At 46.2% G+C, this 17,631-nt stretch carries 14 protein-coding genes; 5 read left to right on the top strand and 9 right to left on the bottom strand.

From position 1 onward, the window contains the following. Positions 1-230: 230 nt before the first annotated feature. From hisA to EIH25_RS11315, 5 genes are all read right to left on the bottom strand, one after another. Positions 231-1,013, bottom strand: a complete 783-nt coding sequence (gene hisA / locus EIH25_RS11335) for a phosphoribosylformimino-5-aminoimidazole carboxamide ribotide isomerase (RefSeq protein WP_124101143.1) — start codon at positions 1,011-1,013, stop codon at positions 231-233. Positions 1,014-1,085: 72 nt separating this feature from the next. After that, complete coding sequence (locus EIH25_RS11330; RefSeq protein WP_124101142.1) at positions 1,086-2,120, bottom strand: transglutaminase domain-containing protein; 1,035 nt, start codon at positions 2,118-2,120, stop codon at positions 1,086-1,088. Positions 2,121-2,234: 114 nt separating this feature from the next. Further along, the gene (locus EIH25_RS11325) at positions 2,235-3,299 is read right to left on the bottom strand and encodes an FkbM family methyltransferase (protein WP_124101141.1); all 1,065 of its coding nucleotides are present in this window, start codon (positions 3,297-3,299) and stop codon (positions 2,235-2,237) included. Positions 3,300-3,400: 101 nt separating this feature from the next. Beyond that, a complete protein-coding gene (locus EIH25_RS11320) occupies positions 3,401-3,814 on the bottom strand; it encodes a PH domain-containing protein (protein WP_124101140.1) in 414 nt (137 codons plus the stop codon). 155 nt (positions 3,815-3,969) lie between these two features. Continuing rightward, positions 3,970-5,262: an adenylosuccinate synthase gene (locus EIH25_RS11315; RefSeq protein ID WP_124101139.1), complete on the bottom strand. Its 1,293-nt coding sequence runs from the start codon at positions 5,260-5,262 to the stop codon at positions 3,970-3,972. Positions 5,263-5,585: 323 nt separating this feature from the next. Between EIH25_RS11315 and EIH25_RS11310 the strand changes: the two genes are divergently transcribed. Then, the gene (locus tag EIH25_RS11310; RefSeq protein WP_206425710.1) at positions 5,586-7,118 is read left to right on the top strand and encodes a sodium/solute symporter; all 1,533 of its coding nucleotides are present in this window, start codon (positions 5,586-5,588) and stop codon (positions 7,116-7,118) included. Positions 7,119-7,250: 132 nt separating this feature from the next. Here EIH25_RS11310 and EIH25_RS11305 read toward each other — a convergent pair whose 3' ends face one another. Then, positions 7,251-7,985 (bottom strand): SDR family oxidoreductase, encoded by a 735-nt coding sequence (locus EIH25_RS11305; RefSeq protein WP_124101138.1) that lies wholly within the window; start codon positions 7,983-7,985, stop codon positions 7,251-7,253. Between the two features lie 104 nt (positions 7,986-8,089). Next, the gene (locus tag EIH25_RS11300; RefSeq protein ID WP_124101137.1) at positions 8,090-9,103 is read right to left on the bottom strand and encodes an SDR family oxidoreductase; all 1,014 of its coding nucleotides are present in this window, start codon (positions 9,101-9,103) and stop codon (positions 8,090-8,092) included. Positions 9,104-9,228: 125 nt separating this feature from the next. Between EIH25_RS11300 and EIH25_RS11295 the strand changes: the two genes are divergently transcribed. Beyond that, a complete protein-coding gene (locus EIH25_RS11295; RefSeq protein ID WP_124101136.1) occupies positions 9,229-10,101 on the top strand; it encodes an AraC family transcriptional regulator in 873 nt (290 codons plus the stop codon). A 53-nt stretch (positions 10,102-10,154) separates the two neighbouring features. Here EIH25_RS11295 and EIH25_RS11290 read toward each other — a convergent pair whose 3' ends face one another. Continuing rightward, positions 10,155-10,700 (bottom strand): NADH peroxidase, encoded by a 546-nt coding sequence (locus EIH25_RS11290; RefSeq protein WP_124101135.1) that lies wholly within the window; start codon positions 10,698-10,700, stop codon positions 10,155-10,157. Positions 10,701-11,082: 382 nt separating this feature from the next. Here EIH25_RS11290 and EIH25_RS11285 point away from each other — a divergent pair, with 382 nt between their 5' ends. The 3 genes from EIH25_RS11285 (at position 11,083) to EIH25_RS11275 (ending at position 13,362) form a co-directional block, all read left to right on the top strand. Then, complete coding sequence (locus EIH25_RS11285) at positions 11,083-11,559, top strand: C-GCAxxG-C-C family protein (protein WP_124101134.1); 477 nt, start codon at positions 11,083-11,085, stop codon at positions 11,557-11,559. Between the two features lie 243 nt (positions 11,560-11,802). Further along, complete coding sequence (locus tag EIH25_RS11280) at positions 11,803-12,663, top strand: YitT family protein (RefSeq protein WP_164489231.1); 861 nt, start codon at positions 11,803-11,805, stop codon at positions 12,661-12,663. A gap of 21 nt (positions 12,664-12,684) precedes the next feature. Further along, positions 12,685-13,362, top strand: a complete 678-nt coding sequence (locus EIH25_RS11275; RefSeq protein ID WP_124101132.1) for an HAD family phosphatase — start codon at positions 12,685-12,687, stop codon at positions 13,360-13,362. 150 nt (positions 13,363-13,512) lie between these two features. On the opposite strand, the gene EIH25_RS11270 is transcribed toward EIH25_RS11275, so the two are convergent. Beyond that, on the bottom strand, positions 13,513-17,493 hold the full coding sequence (locus EIH25_RS11270; RefSeq protein WP_164489230.1) for a lectin like domain-containing protein: 3,981 nt from the start codon (positions 17,491-17,493) through the stop codon (positions 13,513-13,515). Between the last annotated feature and the right edge of the window lie 138 nt (positions 17,494-17,631).

Genomic DNA, 17,631 nt, shown 5'->3' with positions numbered 1-17,631 from the left:
AATCACTCAGTTTTCTAAACAGCGGCACACATTGATCCTACACGGATCGCCGCAATAACGAATATTGTATTATTATATCATACAGACGGATAAAATGCAATATTTTTTACAGCTTTTTCGCATATATGACGTGACGGCTTTATGTGCGTACAATCTCTATACAAGCTTCATAAACCAGACGCTGCCGGATAAAGCCGTATATGCGACTCGCCTTTAACGGCTGACTTAAACTATATCGCGCTGCTTCCAAAGGCGGCAACGTCCTCAAATTTCATTTTTCCGCCGAAAATATCCAACGCGCTGCCTACAGTAAAGTCTATTCGTCCGCCGCCGATTCTATTCAGAAGCTCCAGATCGTCAAAGCCAGAAATACCTCCGGCATAGGTGACAGGTATCCGGCAGGCCTTTCCCAGCAAAGCCGCAACATCCTCCTCGATACCGCTCACGCTGCCCTCCGCGTCAACCGCATGGACAAGCAGCTCGCTGCAATAGCCCGAAAACAGATCTATACTTCTTTCGTCCAGAACAGTATCGGTAAACTTCTGCCAGCGGTCGGTAACGATATAATAATCTTCCCCTCTCCTGCGGCACGACAGATCCAGCACCAGCCTGCTTTTCCCGACTGATTCTACAAGTCTGTTCAGATTTCCGAAATTTACGTCGCCGTTTTTGAAAACATAGCTTGTTACAATAACATGGCTTGCTCCCTTATTGAGAAAACCTGCCGCGTTTTCAGCGGTTATTCCTCCGCCTATCTGCAAGCCGCCTTCAAATTCCCTCAACGCGCCGAAAGCCTGCTCACAGTCGGCTTTGTAATATTCCGAATCCTGCGGATTAAGCAGGATAATATGTCCGCCGTAAAGTCCGAAGCGTTTATACAGCCTGCCGTAATAGCTTCCGTTTTGGCGGGAAACAAAATTTTCCTCGGCATAATTGTTTTTATCGGTCAGAGTGCCTCCGACTATCTGCTTTACCTGCCCGTTATGTATATCTATGCATGGTCTGAATTTCATATTTACATTCACGTCCGCAGTCAACGCACAGCAGAAACGGACATTTCCTCCTTCCACAATTGCAGCCTGAACCTACCCGAAAAGAATTTCCAAGCCGATTCCGCCGTTGAATTCTTTTATGCAGCAATAAATCTCATTATCGCTGAAATCCATTCTGAGCGGCTCAAGATAATCGGTATAAAGCTTTGAACTGCCTGTGCTGTCAATATATTCACCGTCATATCCTTCGATGACAATTCCGGCGTCATCGGCAAAAACAACGTAAAGCTCCTCCCGTTTACCGTTAAGACATTCGGCAGCGGCTTTTTTCAGCTCGTCATAGCCGCGTATCACGACTGCCGAGCCTTCAGCGTATAAATAAGCGTCGGCGACGGTCTTTTCCAGTCCCGACGTATCCCATACATGACCGGTTTCCCTCATAAATTCTTCCGTAACGTTAAAATATTTATGAGTTACAAGCCTGCCGCTGTGATCGGGAACCGGATCGTCCCAGGTCACGTCCACATAATACCAACCGTTTTCTATTTCAACCATATTCCAGGCGTGCTCGTCGCCTTGCTCGTCTGACGCATAAACGGTAAGGCAGGGAATCTCAAGCATATCCATAAACATCTGAAAAGCCGAGGTATAGCCCTTGCAGATAGCCTGTCCGTTGATGAGCGCCCCGTACGGGTTATCGGAATTCTCACTGTAACCGCCAAGGATACCGAGAGCCTTGTTGTCATAGGTGCAGTTATAAACTATCCAGTCGTGAATGGCAAGCTCCTTTTCAAAGTCGCTCATATCCTCGGTTATTACGTCCGATATTACCTCGGACGCTTTATCGTAGATCTCCCGGTCTATACCGCTCAGGCTGTCCGGAGCTCCGTCAAGATACGCCTTTGAGATCAACGAGGTGTCATATATGCCCGGGGCTTCATCATCTGCGCTGTCGTCCGGCTTGCTGCCGCTGTCCTCCTGCCGGCTGTCGTCAGCCGTCTGCGAGCCGTATATTCTGGTTTTACCGTCGGAGCTTCCCGATACCGCTTTATCGTATATTACAAGAACCGCAAAAGCCGCGGCAAGCAGCAGCGCCGCCGCAAGCATAATTTTTGAAATTTTATTCAAAAGAATTTCTCCTTGATATTTATTTTTAACGCGCCGTTTTTTACCCGATACAGCATAATTATACCGTACCGACGCTTTGATGTCAAGAACGCGGGGTTTATCGGACAGCGTATTTTATTTTACGGCAAAAAGATTGGTTTCCCATGCCGGATAATACGGATACTGCCTTATATAAAGCTTGTAATCTGGATCTATCCGATGGATAAGCAGAGGAATATCCAGCATATCGTAAGCCCTGTGATACAAAGCTGTACAAATTTTAGGACTGTAATTCTTTATAGTTTCGGAGCTTCCCTCTATGGCCTCCGTCTCCGCGCCTTCAACATCATATTTGATATATGTACATTCTCCTCCCGCCAGCACGCTGTCAAGCGAACGGGCGTATACCGAAACGCCCTTGTCCGATATCTGAGCCTGACGCCCCTCCCCCTTGTCAAAATAAAGTGGCAGGTCTTTTTTCCATGCCGGACAATTGTAAAAGCTTACATTATCAAGGTACATAAGGTTCTTAACGCATTTTCTGAAATTTTTTCCGTTAGGCTCAAAGATGTAAATTTTTCGGAATCCTCCCGCAAAGCTCAGAAATTCCTTTACCGTATCGCCCGTATACGCTCCCAGATCGGCATATATCTCGTTTTCGGAAAGCCTGAGAATATCCGTATATGCTTCATCAGGCAAAGTGAAAATCCTGTCGAGATAATCGATACTTCCTGTTATTTTAAAGGACAGCACGTTTTCAAAGACCGCGCGGGATATATCGTCCGCAAGCAGGCGGGAGAATTTCTCGGCGTCGGCGAATCTCTCCAGAAATCCTTCCTTGGTAAACACCTCTTCCCCTATAACCGGAGTATCGGGAAAAACAAGCGTATGCTTTTTTGAAATGTTCCGTATGCTCCCCATGACCTCCGGCAAAGACGTTCCGAAAGCGGCCGCAACGCAGAAATCACTATATCCGCTTTCAACATCCGAAAGCCTTTTCACCTTAAAACCTGCAAATTCGTTTCCTCTCGCAAAGTCATCGCTTGCAAAAATTCCGCCGCACTTGATCGCATGGGTTTTGAATTCCTTCAAAAGCTTGACGCAGCCGTCGCCCATGCCGTAAATAAACACGGGAAGTCCTGATTTTTTCAGAACCTCGTACCATGGCTCAAGCGATTCAAAATAATCTCTGTCAAGCATAAAAGCCTCCCTTCGGATATAATCAAAAAGGCGGCGCAAAAAACGCCGCCGGAACTGCTGTCAATATAATCAGTCGTGTATTTACGCTTATGCGGACAAATTCAGAAATCCGTTGATGAAAATTCATCGCTGTGGATATCGTAAGGACCGCCTTCCGGCCCCATCATATCACGGCCTCTGATATTATATTTATCACGGTTGAGATTTATCTGCTTATCAAGCATTTCAAGCACCTTTCTGGGCTGCTTTACAGAAACTACTTCCTTTATCGGCGTATCCACGTCCTTAACGTGCATTACTATCGTTCCGCATTTGAAAATTCTCTGTCCGAGCGGAAGCACCAGCTTTTTATCGGTAACCTTGTAAAGCTCCAGCTCGTCCTCGACAATTTTCAGAAATCCCCTTCGGGTTATAAATTTATTTTCAGTAAGAAAATATCTGGTAAACGAGATCGGCAGACCGAAAATCGTTCTTTTCTTATCTGTCCAGAGATAATCAAATAAATCCTTTTTCATAAAAAGTCCCCCTTTTCCAGACTTTAATTATAGCATTTTTACGTCCGGCAGTCAATAGATAACCGCAGCCGCGCTACCTTTCGCACTTAAAAATACCTGTTTTAAAAAAATCAAGGACCGCCTTAGTTTTTCTTACAGCGGCGGTCCTGCTTTGATTATTTGCTTAATCTGCTTTCACGGTAAATGATGTCCTCTCTCTTCGGACCGTTTGAAATCATAGTAATAGGGAATCCGATATGCTCCTCTACAAATTCTATGTACTTTCTGCAGTTTTCCGGCAGCTCGTCATAATTCCTTATTCCTCTTATATCACAGTTCCAGCCGTCAAGAACCTCAAGCACAGGCTTTGCCTTTTCAAGCAGCTGAGTTGTCGGGAAATCAGTCGTTACCTTTCCGTCTATCTCATAGCCTACGCATACGGGGATCTTATCAAGATAGCCGAGAACGTCAACAACGGTAAACGCTACGTCGGTAGTCCCCTGTATCCTGCATCCGTATTTTGAAGCCACGCAGTCAAACCAGCCCATTCTTCTCGGTCTGCCCGTAGTAGCGCCGTACTCTCCGCCGTCGCCTCCTCTTCTTCTGAGCTCGTCGGCCTCCTCTCCGAATATCTCGGAAACAAACGCCCCCGCGCCCACTGCCGAGGAATACGCCTTTACAACGGTTACTATCTTCTTTATCTCATAGGGAGGGATTCCGGCTCCAATAGCTCCGTAAGCCGCAAGCGTGGACGAGGAGGTCACCATAGGATAGATTCCGTGGTCGGGATCCTTGAGCGAACCGAGCTGTCCCTCCAGCAAAACGTTTTTGCCTTCCTTAAGAGCGTTCCAAAGATAAAGCGAAACGTCGCACACATAAGGCTCCACCATTTTTCTGTACTCCATCAGAGTCTCAAAAATCTTCTCCGGATCAAGAGCCGGCTTGTGGTACAGGTGCTCTAAAAGAACGTTCTTGGTTTCGCATACCCTGACAAGCTTTTCGCGGAGATTTTCCTCGTCAAAAAGCTCCTGCACCTGAAATCCGATCTTAGCGTATTTATCAGAATAAAAAGGAGCAATTCCCGATTTGGTAGATCCGAAGCTTGCCTTTCCCAGACGCTCTTCCTCATACTCATCAAAAAGAACATGATACGGCATTACCATCTGGGCTCTGTCTGAGATCAGTATCTTGGGCATAGGAACTCCCTTGTCAACAACAGACTTGATCTCATTGAAAAGCACAGGTATATTCAGCGCGACTCCGTTGCCTATAATATTAGTCGTATGCCCATAGAAAACGCCCGACGGAAGCGTGTGAAGCGCAAACTTTCCATAGTTGTTGACTATGGTATGTCCTGCGTTGGCGCCGCCCTGAAAACGGATAACTATGTCCGATTCCTGAGCCATCATATCGGTAAGCTTTCCCTTACCCTCGTCGCCCCAGTTTGCGCCTACTATTGCTCTTACCATGAAAATTTTCCTCCTTGCCTGAATCAAAGCAAAATTAGCGGCATATGAAATGAGCTCCCTCGTCGGGAAACAATGCCGCTAAATAATTATATCACAAAACTTTCCTCTTGTAAATAGGTTTTAAGACAAAAAGTTAAGCTGCGCTGTAGTGCTAAATCTTTGTCAGATTGAAGCATTTATCTGATTTTTCTGAAATAATCTGCAAAAACTCTTGACAAACAATATATTTCACTATATAATTACACTTGTATGATTTATTAGATAAAAGCATAAAAGCATTAAATCTTTAAATTGCTGCTGTATATGAGGAAGGATTGAATAGTATGTTGGAAATGTGGATAATTCTTATCGTGTATCTGCTGATCATGGTAGGAGTCGGCTGGTACTACAAGAAAAAGAACGACAGCGTATCGGAATTTGTTTTGGGAGGACGTACCCTAGGGCCCTGGTTTACCGCCTTCGCTTACGGTACCTCGTATTTTTCCGCTGTTATTTTCGTAGGCTATGCCGGAAAATTCGGCTGGAACTACGGAATCGCTTCGACCTGGATAGGAATAGGAAACGCCGTGATAGGCTCTCTCCTTGCCTGGCTCGTACTTGGAAAACGCTCCAGAATAATGTCAAAGGCACTTGAAGCCAAGACTATGCCGGAATTTTTTGAAAAGCGGTATAACAGCAAGACCCTCAAAATCGTTTCGGCAATGATAATTTTCGTATTCCTTATTCCATACACCGCGTCTGTATACAACGGCTTGTCAAGACTGTTTGAAAAAGGCTTCGGAATCCCTTACAAATACTGTATTATAGGAATGGCGCTTTTTACCGCCGTTTATGTAATCATGGGCGGCTATAAAGCTACAGCGCTGACCGATTTCATTCAGGGAATTTTTATGCTTGTGGGAATTACCGCGGTGGTTCTGTCCGTTCTGAATTTAAACGGAGGACTTACCTCTTCTATAGATATGCTGCACAATATTCCGTCGGCGGACGGAAGCACAGGCGAATACAGCAGTCTTTTGGGTCCCGACCCGATAAATTTGGCTGGCGTGGTCATACTTACCTCCCTGGGAACCTGGGGTTTGCCGCAAATGGTGGGAAAATTCTACGCCGTAAAGGATGATAAATCAATAAAGATCGGAACGATTGTATCGACGGTTTTCGCCGTGATCGTAGCCGGCGGCTGCTATTTTCTCGGAGGCTTCGGAAGGCTCTTTGTCAGCAATATCGACGGCTCTCCCGAGGGCGGCTTTGACGCGATAATACCTCAGATTATGGAACGGCTCCCTGAGCTTCTGTTCGGCATTGTTATCGTGCTGGTACTTTCCGCTTCAATGTCTACACTGTCTTCCCTTGTTCTCACTTCAAGCTCCGTTCTGACGATTGACCTTATCAAGCCTATGTCCAAAAAGCTGAGCGAAAAGAAAGAGCTGCTCATCATGAGGATATTTATTGCGGTTTTCCTTCTGATATCCGTAATTCTGGCTATCATAACGCTTGAAAATCCGCAGACGGTCATATCTACCCTTATGTCCATTTCGTGGGGCGCGCTTTCAGGAGCATTTCTTGCCCCGTATATGTACGGTCTTTTCTGGAAGGGAGTTACAAAGGCTTCCGTTATCGCCTGCTTTATAAGCGGTGTGGGAATAACGATTGCCCATATGTTCTACTACACCTTCGGCAACAGATCCGGCGAGCTTTTCGGACTGGATCTCGCGTCGCCAATCAACGCCGGAGCATTCACAATGCTGTTCGGTCTTGCGGTCGTACCTATTGTAAGCCTGCTTACCGGACGCGGAAAAAAGGAGAAAGAGCACGCAGCTCAGGTATTTACCTGCTTCAGTTCTTCAGATACATAATTTTCGGCATAATAAAATCAAAACCGGCGCACAGTCAGCTTATGACTATGCGCCGGTAACTTTTTTGTACAGCGAAGCCTTTTCAACACAAAGCTATGTAAATCAATATATGCTCCGACCGCATAATACCGTCTAATACATAGTTTCTGCCTTTGATACGGCTTCTATAAGCGTAAGGCCGTTAAAGCTCTGCGCGGGAAAAAGCCTTCCGCTCCGCCTGTCGTCAACAAACGCTCCGACAACGATTCCGGGTATGCAGCTTTCAACCGAATTAGGGGCGTTAGGTCCTCCGAGATCGGTTCTGCACCAGCCAGGATCGGTTATATTCATCATTACGTCGGTTCCCTCGATAACCGTAGACAGATCCGTTGTAAACTTGTCCAGAGCCGCCTTGCTTGCCGAATATCCTGCCTGCTCCGGCTCGTTTTTTATTCCGCTGGTAGTATTTATTATTCTTCCGAAGCCCCTTTCTATCATCTTGGGCAGAAAATGATAGCAAATCATCGCAGGCGCAATCGTATTTATCATAAAGCTCTGCGTAAAATCCTCCACGGGAGTTTTAAAATAGTCGGTTCTGTATGCGATCTGAACCGCGGCGTCATTAAAAACAATGTCTACCTGCAGGCCGCTGTCGTCTATCCTTTTCAGCATATTACCGACCGAATCCATATCCGAAAGCTCAGCCTCGATCTGCATTGCCCTGACTCCTGTTTCTCTTACCTCTTTGAAAACCTCTTCAGTATGTTCAAGCTTTCTGCTGTGAAGTATGATATTTGCGCCGCGGTTTGCCATAAACAAAGCGATCTGCCTGCCTACTCCCCTGCTGGCGCCCGTTACGAATACCCATTTTCCTTTTACGTCAACCATATTTCCTCCATGCGGATTTTAAAACTCATAAAAGCCGCCCGCATGGTAATACCTCCGTTTCATATTCGGCTTTCACTCCTGAATTGTTTTTTCTGATGAATTTATCAGCCTAAAATACTTTGCAGAGCATTGTCCATTGCTTCAATTACCTTATCGCACCAATGATCGAATTCAAAGTCCGCCTGCTGACATTCCTTGTGACTGAGAACATATTCCGCCGCCCTTTTCACTCCCTGATCGAAGCGTATCTCGGCGTTGAAGCCCGGGACAAGACGCTTCAGCTTTGAATTGTCAAAAACCACCGAGTTTGCCTTATCTCCCAGCAGACCGCCCTCAAAATCATAGGAACTGCACTTTGCAAGAAAATCTGACGGAACATAATAAGGTCTGTATTCAACTCCCAGCGCGTCGGCAGCAGCCTTATATATCTGATTCCATGTAAGCGTTTCGTCGGAGGTTATCTGAACCGACTCTCCGACAGCGTGAATATTTCCGATAAGTCCGACGAAAGCCCTTGCAAAGTCGTCGCAGTGAGTCATAGTCCAGAGCGACGAACCGTCGCCGTGAACGATTATCCGCTTACCTTCAAGCATTCTCTTTATTACCTGCCAGCTTCCTCCGTTTCCGTGAACGCCTACAGGTATGCTCCGATTGCAGTAGGTATGGCTGGGGCGCACTATAGTTACCGGAAAAGCGTTTTCACGGTACAGCTTCATCAGACATTCCTCGCAGGCAATTTTATTTCTGGAATATTCCCAGTAAGGATTTGAAAGAGGAGTCCCTTCGTTTATTATATAGCTGCCCAAAGGCTTCTGGTAAGCCGAAGCGGAGCTGATAAAAATATACTGCTTTGTTTTCCCCAAAAACAGTCGGTAATCCCGCATTACCTGCTCCGGTACAAAGCCGATAAAATCCGCGACGCAGTCAAAGGTCATTCCCTCAAGCAGCCGCGCCGCCTTTTTCTCATCCCCTATATCGCAGCAAATGTGCTCCGCCCCCTTTATTTCATTGTTTCTTGAACCGCGGTTAAGCAGAAAGACCTCTTCGCCTCTTGCAAGCAACAGCTTTGTGATCGCCTCGGATATCGTTCCGGTCCCTCCGATAAAGAGAATTCTCATAAGCTCGCCCCTCCTGATAAAATTTTAAAAATTTACATTATAATTATAGCAAAAACAATCGGCGTATGCTATAATCATTACAATCAAAAATAGTATATTTCTATACAAGCGAAAGGATGTTTCAAATGCAGGAGCTCTTTGAATACAGCGACAAGCTCAACTCTCCCTATGAAGCCTTTTTATTCGACACAGAAAAAGATAACTTTCCTGTGCGTGCTCACTGGCACTATTTTGTGGAAATAATATATATACTCCAAGGCTCAGTAATCGTAAGCAGCATAAACGACAGCCGTACTGCCTCGACAGGGTCGCTTGCGGTTTTCCACCCTCAGACGGTTCATTCAATTTATCCTGACAACGGCAGTTACTGCAAATACGCGGTATTGAAATTCGATATAAACCGGCTTAATATGTCCAACAGCTATTCTCCGAAGCTGTCGTACATTCTCGCCGCCGCCCGGGACGACTCTTCCTCGGATTTTCTGTTTGACGGCAGCGAGCTTTGCGGTATTCCCGCAGAAGAAATATTTATGAGCTGTATTCATGAAATTGAAGAAAAAAATTACGGCTATGATCTTATAATACAATCCAATCTTTCCGAACTGCTGGTCAAGCTTATACGGATATGGAGGCATAAGGGCTTCGATACCGATCATATCTCAGTTTCTCAGGTTGAGGCCGAATCGATACACACTATAACCGAATACATTGATTCGCATTTTGCCGAACCCTTGAAGGTACAGACGCTTGCGGATAAATGCGGAATGAGCTATTCATATTTTGCGCGTCTGTTCAAACAGCTGTACGGACAAAGCTGCAAGGAATATATCGAATTTATAAGGATATGCAAGGCTGAGGATATGCTGCTGTTTACCAATTTCGACCTGAACTATATCAGTCAGGAAACCGGCTTCTCCGATTGCAGTCATCTTATAAAGACCTTCAAGAAGCTTAAAGGGATAACTCCCAAGCAGTTCAGACTGAAAATGAGGAGATAAAAAAGCCTGTACGGATCATATTATCCGTACAGGCAAATGTTTTACCTTTTATATTACTTAAAATATCTGTCGTAAAGACCCTTGAAGCCGCAGCCGTGACGGGCCTCGTCCTTAGCCATTTCGTGAACCGTATCGTGAATAGCGTCATAGCCCAGCTCTTTAGCTCTCTTGGCTATCTCAAGCTTTCCTACTACAGCGCCGTTTTCAGCCATATATCTCAGCTCAAGGTTCTTCTTTGTGGAAGGAGTTACGACCTCTCCGAGCAGCTCAGCAAACTTAGCTGCGTGCTCAGCCTCCTCATAAGCCGCCTTCTCATAGAAAAGACCAACCTCAGGATAGCCCTCGCGGTATGCAACTCTCGCCATAGCAAGATACATTCCAACCTCCGAGCATTCGCCGTTGAAGTTATCTCTCAGTCCCTGAACAACCTCTTCGTCAAGACCCTGAGCAACGCCTACCTTATGCTCGTCAGCCCATACAAGCTCTTCGTCTGCCATTTTATTGAACTTTGAACCCGGAACTCCGCACTGAGGGCACTTCTCAGGCGGCTGCTCTCCTTCATAAATATAACCGCATACTGAACATACAAACTTTGACATAATTTTATCCTCCTCAATTAAATTTATTTCTTGCTTATTTTAACCGGCTGACTTTACCGGTATACTGCTTCAGCTTTATTGCTGTGTTTAAAGTATACCACACAAGTGCACTTTTGTCAACAGTTTTTTACAAACATTTTTTAACGAAGCAAGCTCAATATTTTTGTTAGTTTTGCACAATAATATATATTATGCCATATGTATAGAAATATAATTTACATATTATCACTTTTAAAAGTCCTCTGTCCGATGCAGAATCAAAAGCCTGCGCAGCGGGTATAGACAATTTCTGATTTTTATGATAAAATGTAATAGTGCAAAAATAAAATTCAATCTGAAAAGCAGGTGAAAAATTCCGCGCTTACTGCGGCGCGGAAATGATATGATCAATCTGAATAAATCCCCGAAAGCTTTAAAAGCTATGGAACTTTTCAAAAGCGGCTACAACTGCGCGCAGGCGGTGGTAGGAGCATGGCACGAAGAAATGGGACTGGACTTCGGCACCGCGGTGCATATCGCTTCCGGCTTCGGCGGCGGCATGGGAAGGCTCAGGGAGGTGTGCGGAAGCTGCTCGGGAGCATTTATGGTGCTCAGCATGAAATACGGCTATACCGACCCTAAAAATTACCAGGACAAGAAAATGCTTTACGAGCTGATTCAGAAATTTGCAGCCAGATTCAAGGAAGAAAACGGATTTGATTCGATCGTATGCCGCGAGCTTCTTGGGCTGGCCGCCGGAGCAAGCAGTCCGGCGCCTTCAAAACGGACGGAAAGCTATTACAAAAAACGTCCTTGCCCTGAGCTTATAGGGCTGTCCTCCCATCTTCTTAACGAGTTCATTCAGAAATCACAGTCTTAAAGCACAAGCAATACCGTAAACGGCCTTAATCCAGAACCTCCGGCAGGTCATTCGGCGGTTTTGTCAGTCTTTTGGGTGAAAACATCTCTTATAAAAGCAATTATGCAGGACATAATATTTTCAGAGCAGTACCGAAATCAAAACCGACGCGCGGTGAAATATCGGTATTGACTCAGCGCTTTTCGGAACATACTCATATTTATTAACGGTATGCTTCTGATTGCTGAAAGGAATGAATTTATTATGACCTTTGACGCTTTTTTCAACGGTTCCGCCGTACGGCGTTTTTTGATAATATGCTTCGGAGCGGTTCTTTACGGCGTTGCGCTGGGGCTTTTTCTTGCGCCCAATAATATTGCCCCGGGAGGAGTAGGCGGAATTTCAATCATGCTGAACAGCGCCTTTCCTATCGGTGTCGGAAGCTATACTATGCTGCTTAATCTTCCCCTTCTGGTAATAGCCATTCTCAAATGGGGCTGGAAATTTATTTTCAGGACGGTTCTGGCTATCATAATCGCCGGAATTACCGCCGACGCCTCAGCCTTTCTGGAGCCGGTCACAGCCGACCCCGTACTTGCCGCAATTTTCGGCGGAGCTCTATTGGGAGCGGGCTGCGCTGTAGTATTTCGCTGCGGCTCGACTACCGGTGGAACCGATATCGTAACGATGCTTATAACCGCGAAACGTCCTCATTTAAGGATCGGAACCATAATTCTGGTCATCGACGGCTTTATTTCCATACTCGCGGGAATAGTATTCAAAAACGCAGAAAACGCTCTTTACTCGCTGGCGGCGCTTGCCGTCTGCTCAAAGGTCATTGATTTTATTCTGTACGGAACCGATTCCGCAAGACTGCTTATAGTAATAAGCGAAAAAGGCAGCGAGATAGCCGACGGCCTGCTTCATCAGGTAGATGTGGGCTGCACCATTCTGAACGGTGTATCCGGCTACAGACAGGAGGACAGAAAAATAATTTTGTGCGCAATGAAAAGACAAACCGTTCCGGCGGCGCAGAAGTATGTTCTGAAAACCGACAGCCGCGCGTTTATGCTCATAACCAGCACAAACGAAATATACGGTCAGGGCTTCAAGACCGGCAAATAAAATCTGAAAGGAAATAAAGCTATGGATTTTACACAGTTTAAAGGCATAATATTTGATCTTGACGGAACTCTTGTGGATTCCTCTCATGTCTGGAGCGATATCGACGAGAAATTCATGGCGAAGCGCGGCATAGATATTCCCGCCGACTATTTTAAAAAGGTCTCCTCCATGAATTTTAATCAGGCCGCTCAATACACTATCAAACGCTTCGGACTTAACGAAACGATCGAAAGCGTAACCCGGGAATGGTATACGATGGCAGAGAACGAATATGCTCACAATGTGTTTGTAAAGCCGGGAGCAGACGCTTTTCTGCGCTACATAAAATCAAAAGGAATAAAGATCGCCCTTGCGACCGCCTCGTCGGAGCCGCTTTACTCTTCGGCGCTGAAAAACAACGGTATATACGACCTGTTTGACTGCTTCGCCTCGACAGATCAGGTGAAGCGCGGAAAAGGATTTCCTGATGTTTACGAGCTTGCCTGCGGCGGAATATCCCTGAAGCCTGAGGACTGCGCCGTATTTGAGGATATAATCGAGGGAATACATGGCGCCAAAGCCGGAAGCTTTACTGCCGTAGCCTGCCTTGACAGGCATTATGCCGCCGACTGGGAGGATATGAAGCGGGAGGCGGATTTTTATTTCAGCGACTACAGAAAGCTTATGCCAAAACCGGTTCCGGTCATAACGCAGGCTTAGCGATAGGCTATTTAACTTAATAAGCGAAACGGGCAGACTCATCCTGCCCCTGTCATGCGTTTATTTTACGCGCAAGCTTCAGGGGCGCTTAAGTCTGCCCGATATATTTATGCCGGTTATTGTGAGTCTGAACGCTGAGAGAGGGTTATGCTATTTTTTTGTGGTAACCGACTTTACGCTGCTGAACGAGCTATATCGATATCCCCCGGAAGCGTCTTTTTTAAACGCTCTTACCTTATACTTATACGTCGTGTTCTTTTTCAGACCGGTCTGCTTATAGGTCAGAACCGACGATCCGCTGACGGTTGCGATCCTGACGTAAGCTTTTGACGAAGAATCGTACCTGTATACCTGATAACCGTCGCAGGCGGTTTTATTCCAGTTGATACGTATTGCGGAAGAGGTTCTTGAGCTTGAGGTTATGCTTACCGCCGAAGGATTGGTCGCGGTATTTTTAACGGCGGAAGCGCTTCCCCAATAAACAACTCCGTCTATTTTTTTGTAGGCCTTTACCTTATACTTATACTGAGTGCCGGATTTAAGTCCTGAATCCCTGTATGTAATGGTTGAACTGTTTCCGATCGTCTTTATGTTCACCCATTTTTTCGTGGAGGAATTATATCTGTATATTCTGTAGCCTGTGCAGTTGTCTACCTTGTTCCAGTTTATTCTTACCGCGTCTGACGTTGCGGAATAAGACGCCTTTACAACGGGAGTCTTAGGTACGATATTAAAGCTTTTTGTAACAGCGCCCGTATAGTTGCCCTTAAAGATGATTTTTACCGTTGCTTTGCCTATTGCCGTGCAGTTCTGATAGCTTACCGTATAATCGCTGTTCTTAACCAGCGTTTTTGAGCCGTGTTTTACAGTAACGGCAGGGTTTATATCCTTACCTGTATAAATTCTGTCGGCGTCGGAAAAGCTGACTGTAAGCGCAGAGGAGGAAAGCCTTGCAATCGTAAAGCTTCTGGTGACTGAGGCGTAATAATCTCCCGTTCCGGTTATGGTAAGCTCAGCCGTTCCGGCATTGATATTATTTTTATACGATACCGTATAGTCCCTTCCCTGGATAAGCTCAGCAGAATTGCAGGTTACCCTCAAGGACTGGGTAAGAGAACCGCCCGTATATGTTTTGCCGGAAATACCTGAAACAGAAGCTTTTGCTATGCTTATGTAATTCTTATACAGCGCCCTGACGGTAAGATCGGCAGTAATGCTGGAAAAATCAGCCGACCAGCCTGTAAACAGCTTATCGTCAACGTCGGGAGCCTCCGGAGCAAATGCCGGTTTTCCGTATTCGACAGTCTGAGAACTGATAATTCCGCCGTTTATATCAACAAACCGCACCGTAAAAGTATCAGGAATCCATTTTGCATACAAGATAACGTCCTCGCTCATGCTGTCATATTCAAGAGCGGTAACCTTATTTGTAAAACCGGCGTCAAGATACCAGCCGCCGAACTCGGCATGAGCCTTTGACGCGGGAGAGAGCACATAGCTTTCTCCGGCATTAACTTCCGACGGATTGTCCGCGCTGTTTGCTCCTCCGTCAAGCACATAGCTTACCGTATACCGATCGCCGGACGTGCTTTCGATAATTCCCGTTACCTCGCAGTCAGAGGAAAACCGCTGATCCTGAGATATTTCCTGTCCGTCAAGCGTCCATTTCAGCGTGCAGCCGCTCGGCAGATCAACTGACGGAAATACCGCGCTGCCGTAAATATCGGTATATACGGTATTTTCATAAGGACTGCCTGAAACCTGAGCCTTGAAGGTCACGGCATAGCTGATACCCTCTGGTGTATTTCTTACCGCCGCTGAAGCCCTGACTCCCCAGCTTTCGCTGTCCGTCTGGGTATTATTGAAGGTGTTGAGCTTTTCAGCCGTTTCATAGAAGCTTTGGGACTGTGTACCTAAGCTGTCCGCGGTGTTTCCGCTGTAAACGCAGTTATAGATCCTCTCGGCTGCGCTTTCCGACCGCACATATTTTACAATGCCCGAAACCGCCGACGGCGTATTGCTGTCTGTACAGCCGTAGCTGCTTATGATATTTCCCCCGTTCATGTATGCGGCGACTCCGCCTCCGTACTGATCCGCGCTTACCGTTCCGTTGAAGCCGCAGTTCTTGATCGTACCGTAGTCGAGCATTGCGCATATTCCCGCTGCATACTTTCCTGAAAATTCAGAATCCGTAACCACAAGATTTTTTACAGCTGACTTTTTGCTTATACGTCCGAATACTCCGCTGTAGTCGGCATTGCAGGATATACCGCTCATAATATATCCCTGTCCGTCAAAAATACCGTCAAACGGACAGCTCTGCGTTCCCGCGGGAACAAATTCACAACCGCTGAAATCAATATCCGCAGACAGCTTAACTATTTTTCCCTCATAGCCGTTTCCCGAATTTACACTGTCTGCAAAGGTATTCCATTGCTCCGCCGACGATATATGCAAAACCGAATCGCCTGTGTTTACAGCGGCAAGCATATGCGCGGAGGCGTTAAGCACATCTGACTTTGAAGCCCCTGCGTCAGCCAGCGCCGCCATTACCTCTCTGACCTCGAACGAAAGCGATGGGTCGCCTGAGTATTCATCGGCAAGAGCTCGGAGCGCCGTCTTATCCGGCTGATCCATGTCAACGGTATAGGCGTTTATACAGTTATTATTCACATTTGATGTGCCGCTCGACGAAGGTATCTCCTGATTTTTATACCAGCTGACTCCATTTGTGGAAAAGTAGCTTTCGCCGCTTTTGCTGGTCATATAAGACGCTCTTCCCTCACAGGCAGCGTTGGCAGACCCGCCCTGCTGATAAAGCCTGAGCACGACCGAAAAAGTATCGCCTGCCGAAAGCTCCACTTCACTGTCAAGCTCAACCGTATGGTAGCCGTTAAAATCTACGCTGCCGGAAACACTGGCCTGCGGACTGCCGCTAATCGGTGAATCTGCTCCGAATTCAGCGCCCTTGTAAATATCGACACGATACTCCACGCTTTCATTTCCGTTGGTCTGATATGTATAAAAAGACACTGCCTTCAGAAGCTCGCTGCCTTCGGCGGTAAAAACGTTCGCCTGATATATTTCCTCAGATGAATTGAGATAGCTCTCCATTCCGCTTGTGGAATAGGTGTAGTTATTGTCAGTTTCTTCGGCGGGATAAAATTCATATGAAGCAAAGCTGTCAAGCGACGTATCCTCATAGGAAATCCAGTAATATCCGTTGTCCCCGTAATCGCCCCAGCTTCCTCTTATCAGCCATGCTCCGTCTGAAGACGGCTTGACGGAACCGAAATTCTCCCTGCTGTAATTATCGTCCCAGCCGGCAATGAACACCGAATGGTTTGTGGTATTGCTTCCGTTGTAATAGTACGATATACCGTCGCTTGAATAATAATCGCTGTTTGAATAGTACGCGACCTGAACTCCGCCGTAATTCATAACAGCATTTTTTATAGCCTCCGTATCGTCAGGCTGATATAAATTGATATTTTTCAGCTTATACCGCGAAGCATAGCGCAGCTCCTCCGGCAGCTGGTATTCCGACGTGCTGTATACCGGAAACGGAGCGTAATCCTCATATTCTACACCGCTCCAGCAGGAAAGCGCCGCCGAGCTTATAAGCCAGTTTCCACCCGAATCGAAGGGATCGCTTATATTAGTCCCGTCGGTTCCCTCTCCGCTATTGGGATTAAGAGCGAACCAAGCAAGATGAGCCTCAGAAAAATCAACGTCGCCGTTTTCATATCCGTTCATTACCGCCCAGCTTTCAGCTGCGGCAATTGTGGAAAAAGCCCAGCAGGCTCCGTCGTCTCCCTGATTTCTGGTGTATGTATCAAAGCCGTTTTCTCTTATGTCGTAGCTTTCCGGCAGCGAGGACATATCGGCTTTGAGCGAAGGAAGCTTTACCGCGTTGACCCCGTATTCCTCATTGTCAGCCGCGTTTCCGTCAGCCTCGCCGATGTATACAGGCTTATATCCGTATTCCGACGAGCTGCCGTAAACAACGTCCGTTATTGCGAATAGATCCTGCCGATCGTTTTCCTGCGCGAAAGCGGAAAGCGACACCGAAGAAGCCAAAACAACCGCAGAAATCAAAGCCGAAGCCGTTCTTCTGAAATAAATTTTCATAAAAACTCCTTTCATAAAGCATATTAAAAAATCTGCAAAGGGATCTCAATACTTATTTTGATTTTATAATACCATAAAATCTGATATTTGTAAATGAAATTTATCCTTTTTGTGCAATCTTAACAAAATAAACTTCCG

Origin of the sequence: Ruminococcus sp. Marseille-P6503 (assembly GCF_900604945.1) — a bacterium.
Taxonomy (GTDB): Bacteria; Bacillota; Clostridia; order Oscillospirales; family Ruminococcaceae; genus FB2012.
This window is presented reverse-complemented; position numbering and strand designations above follow the sequence as displayed.

Excerpts from the sequence above, each read along its gene's own strand:
- hisA (WP_124101143.1), bottom strand. The coding sequence starts at position 1,013 with ATGAAATTCAGACCATGCATAGATATACATAACGGGCAGGTAAAGCAG.
- EIH25_RS11305 (WP_124101138.1), bottom strand. The coding sequence starts at position 7,985 with ATGGTTGACGTAAAAGGAAAATGGGTATTCGTAACGGGCGCCAGCAGG.
- EIH25_RS11300 (WP_124101137.1), bottom strand. The coding sequence starts at position 9,103 with ATGAGAATTCTCTTTATCGGAGGGACCGGAACGATATCCGAGGCGATC.
- EIH25_RS11320 (WP_124101140.1), bottom strand. The coding sequence starts at position 3,814 with ATGAAAAAGGATTTATTTGATTATCTCTGGACAGATAAGAAAAGAACG.
- EIH25_RS11315 (WP_124101139.1), bottom strand. The coding sequence starts at position 5,262 with ATGGTAAGAGCAATAGTAGGCGCAAACTGGGGCGACGAGGGTAAGGGA.
- EIH25_RS11270 (WP_164489230.1), bottom strand. The coding sequence starts at position 17,493 with ATGAAAATTTATTTCAGAAGAACGGCTTCGGCTTTGATTTCTGCGGTT.
- EIH25_RS11290 (WP_124101135.1), bottom strand. The coding sequence starts at position 10,700 with ATGTCAAAGTTTGTATGTTCAGTATGCGGTTATATTTATGAAGGAGAG.
- EIH25_RS11310 (WP_206425710.1), top strand. The coding sequence starts at position 5,586 with ATGTTGGAAATGTGGATAATTCTTATCGTGTATCTGCTGATCATGGTA.
- EIH25_RS11325 (WP_124101141.1), bottom strand. The coding sequence starts at position 3,299 with ATGCTTGACAGAGATTATTTTGAATCGCTTGAGCCATGGTACGAGGTT.
- EIH25_RS11280 (WP_164489231.1), top strand. The coding sequence starts at position 11,803 with ATGACCTTTGACGCTTTTTTCAACGGTTCCGCCGTACGGCGTTTTTTG.
- EIH25_RS11285 (WP_124101134.1), top strand. The coding sequence starts at position 11,083 with ATGATCAATCTGAATAAATCCCCGAAAGCTTTAAAAGCTATGGAACTT.
- EIH25_RS11295 (WP_124101136.1), top strand. The coding sequence starts at position 9,229 with ATGCAGGAGCTCTTTGAATACAGCGACAAGCTCAACTCTCCCTATGAA.
- EIH25_RS11275 (WP_124101132.1), top strand. The coding sequence starts at position 12,685 with ATGGATTTTACACAGTTTAAAGGCATAATATTTGATCTTGACGGAACT.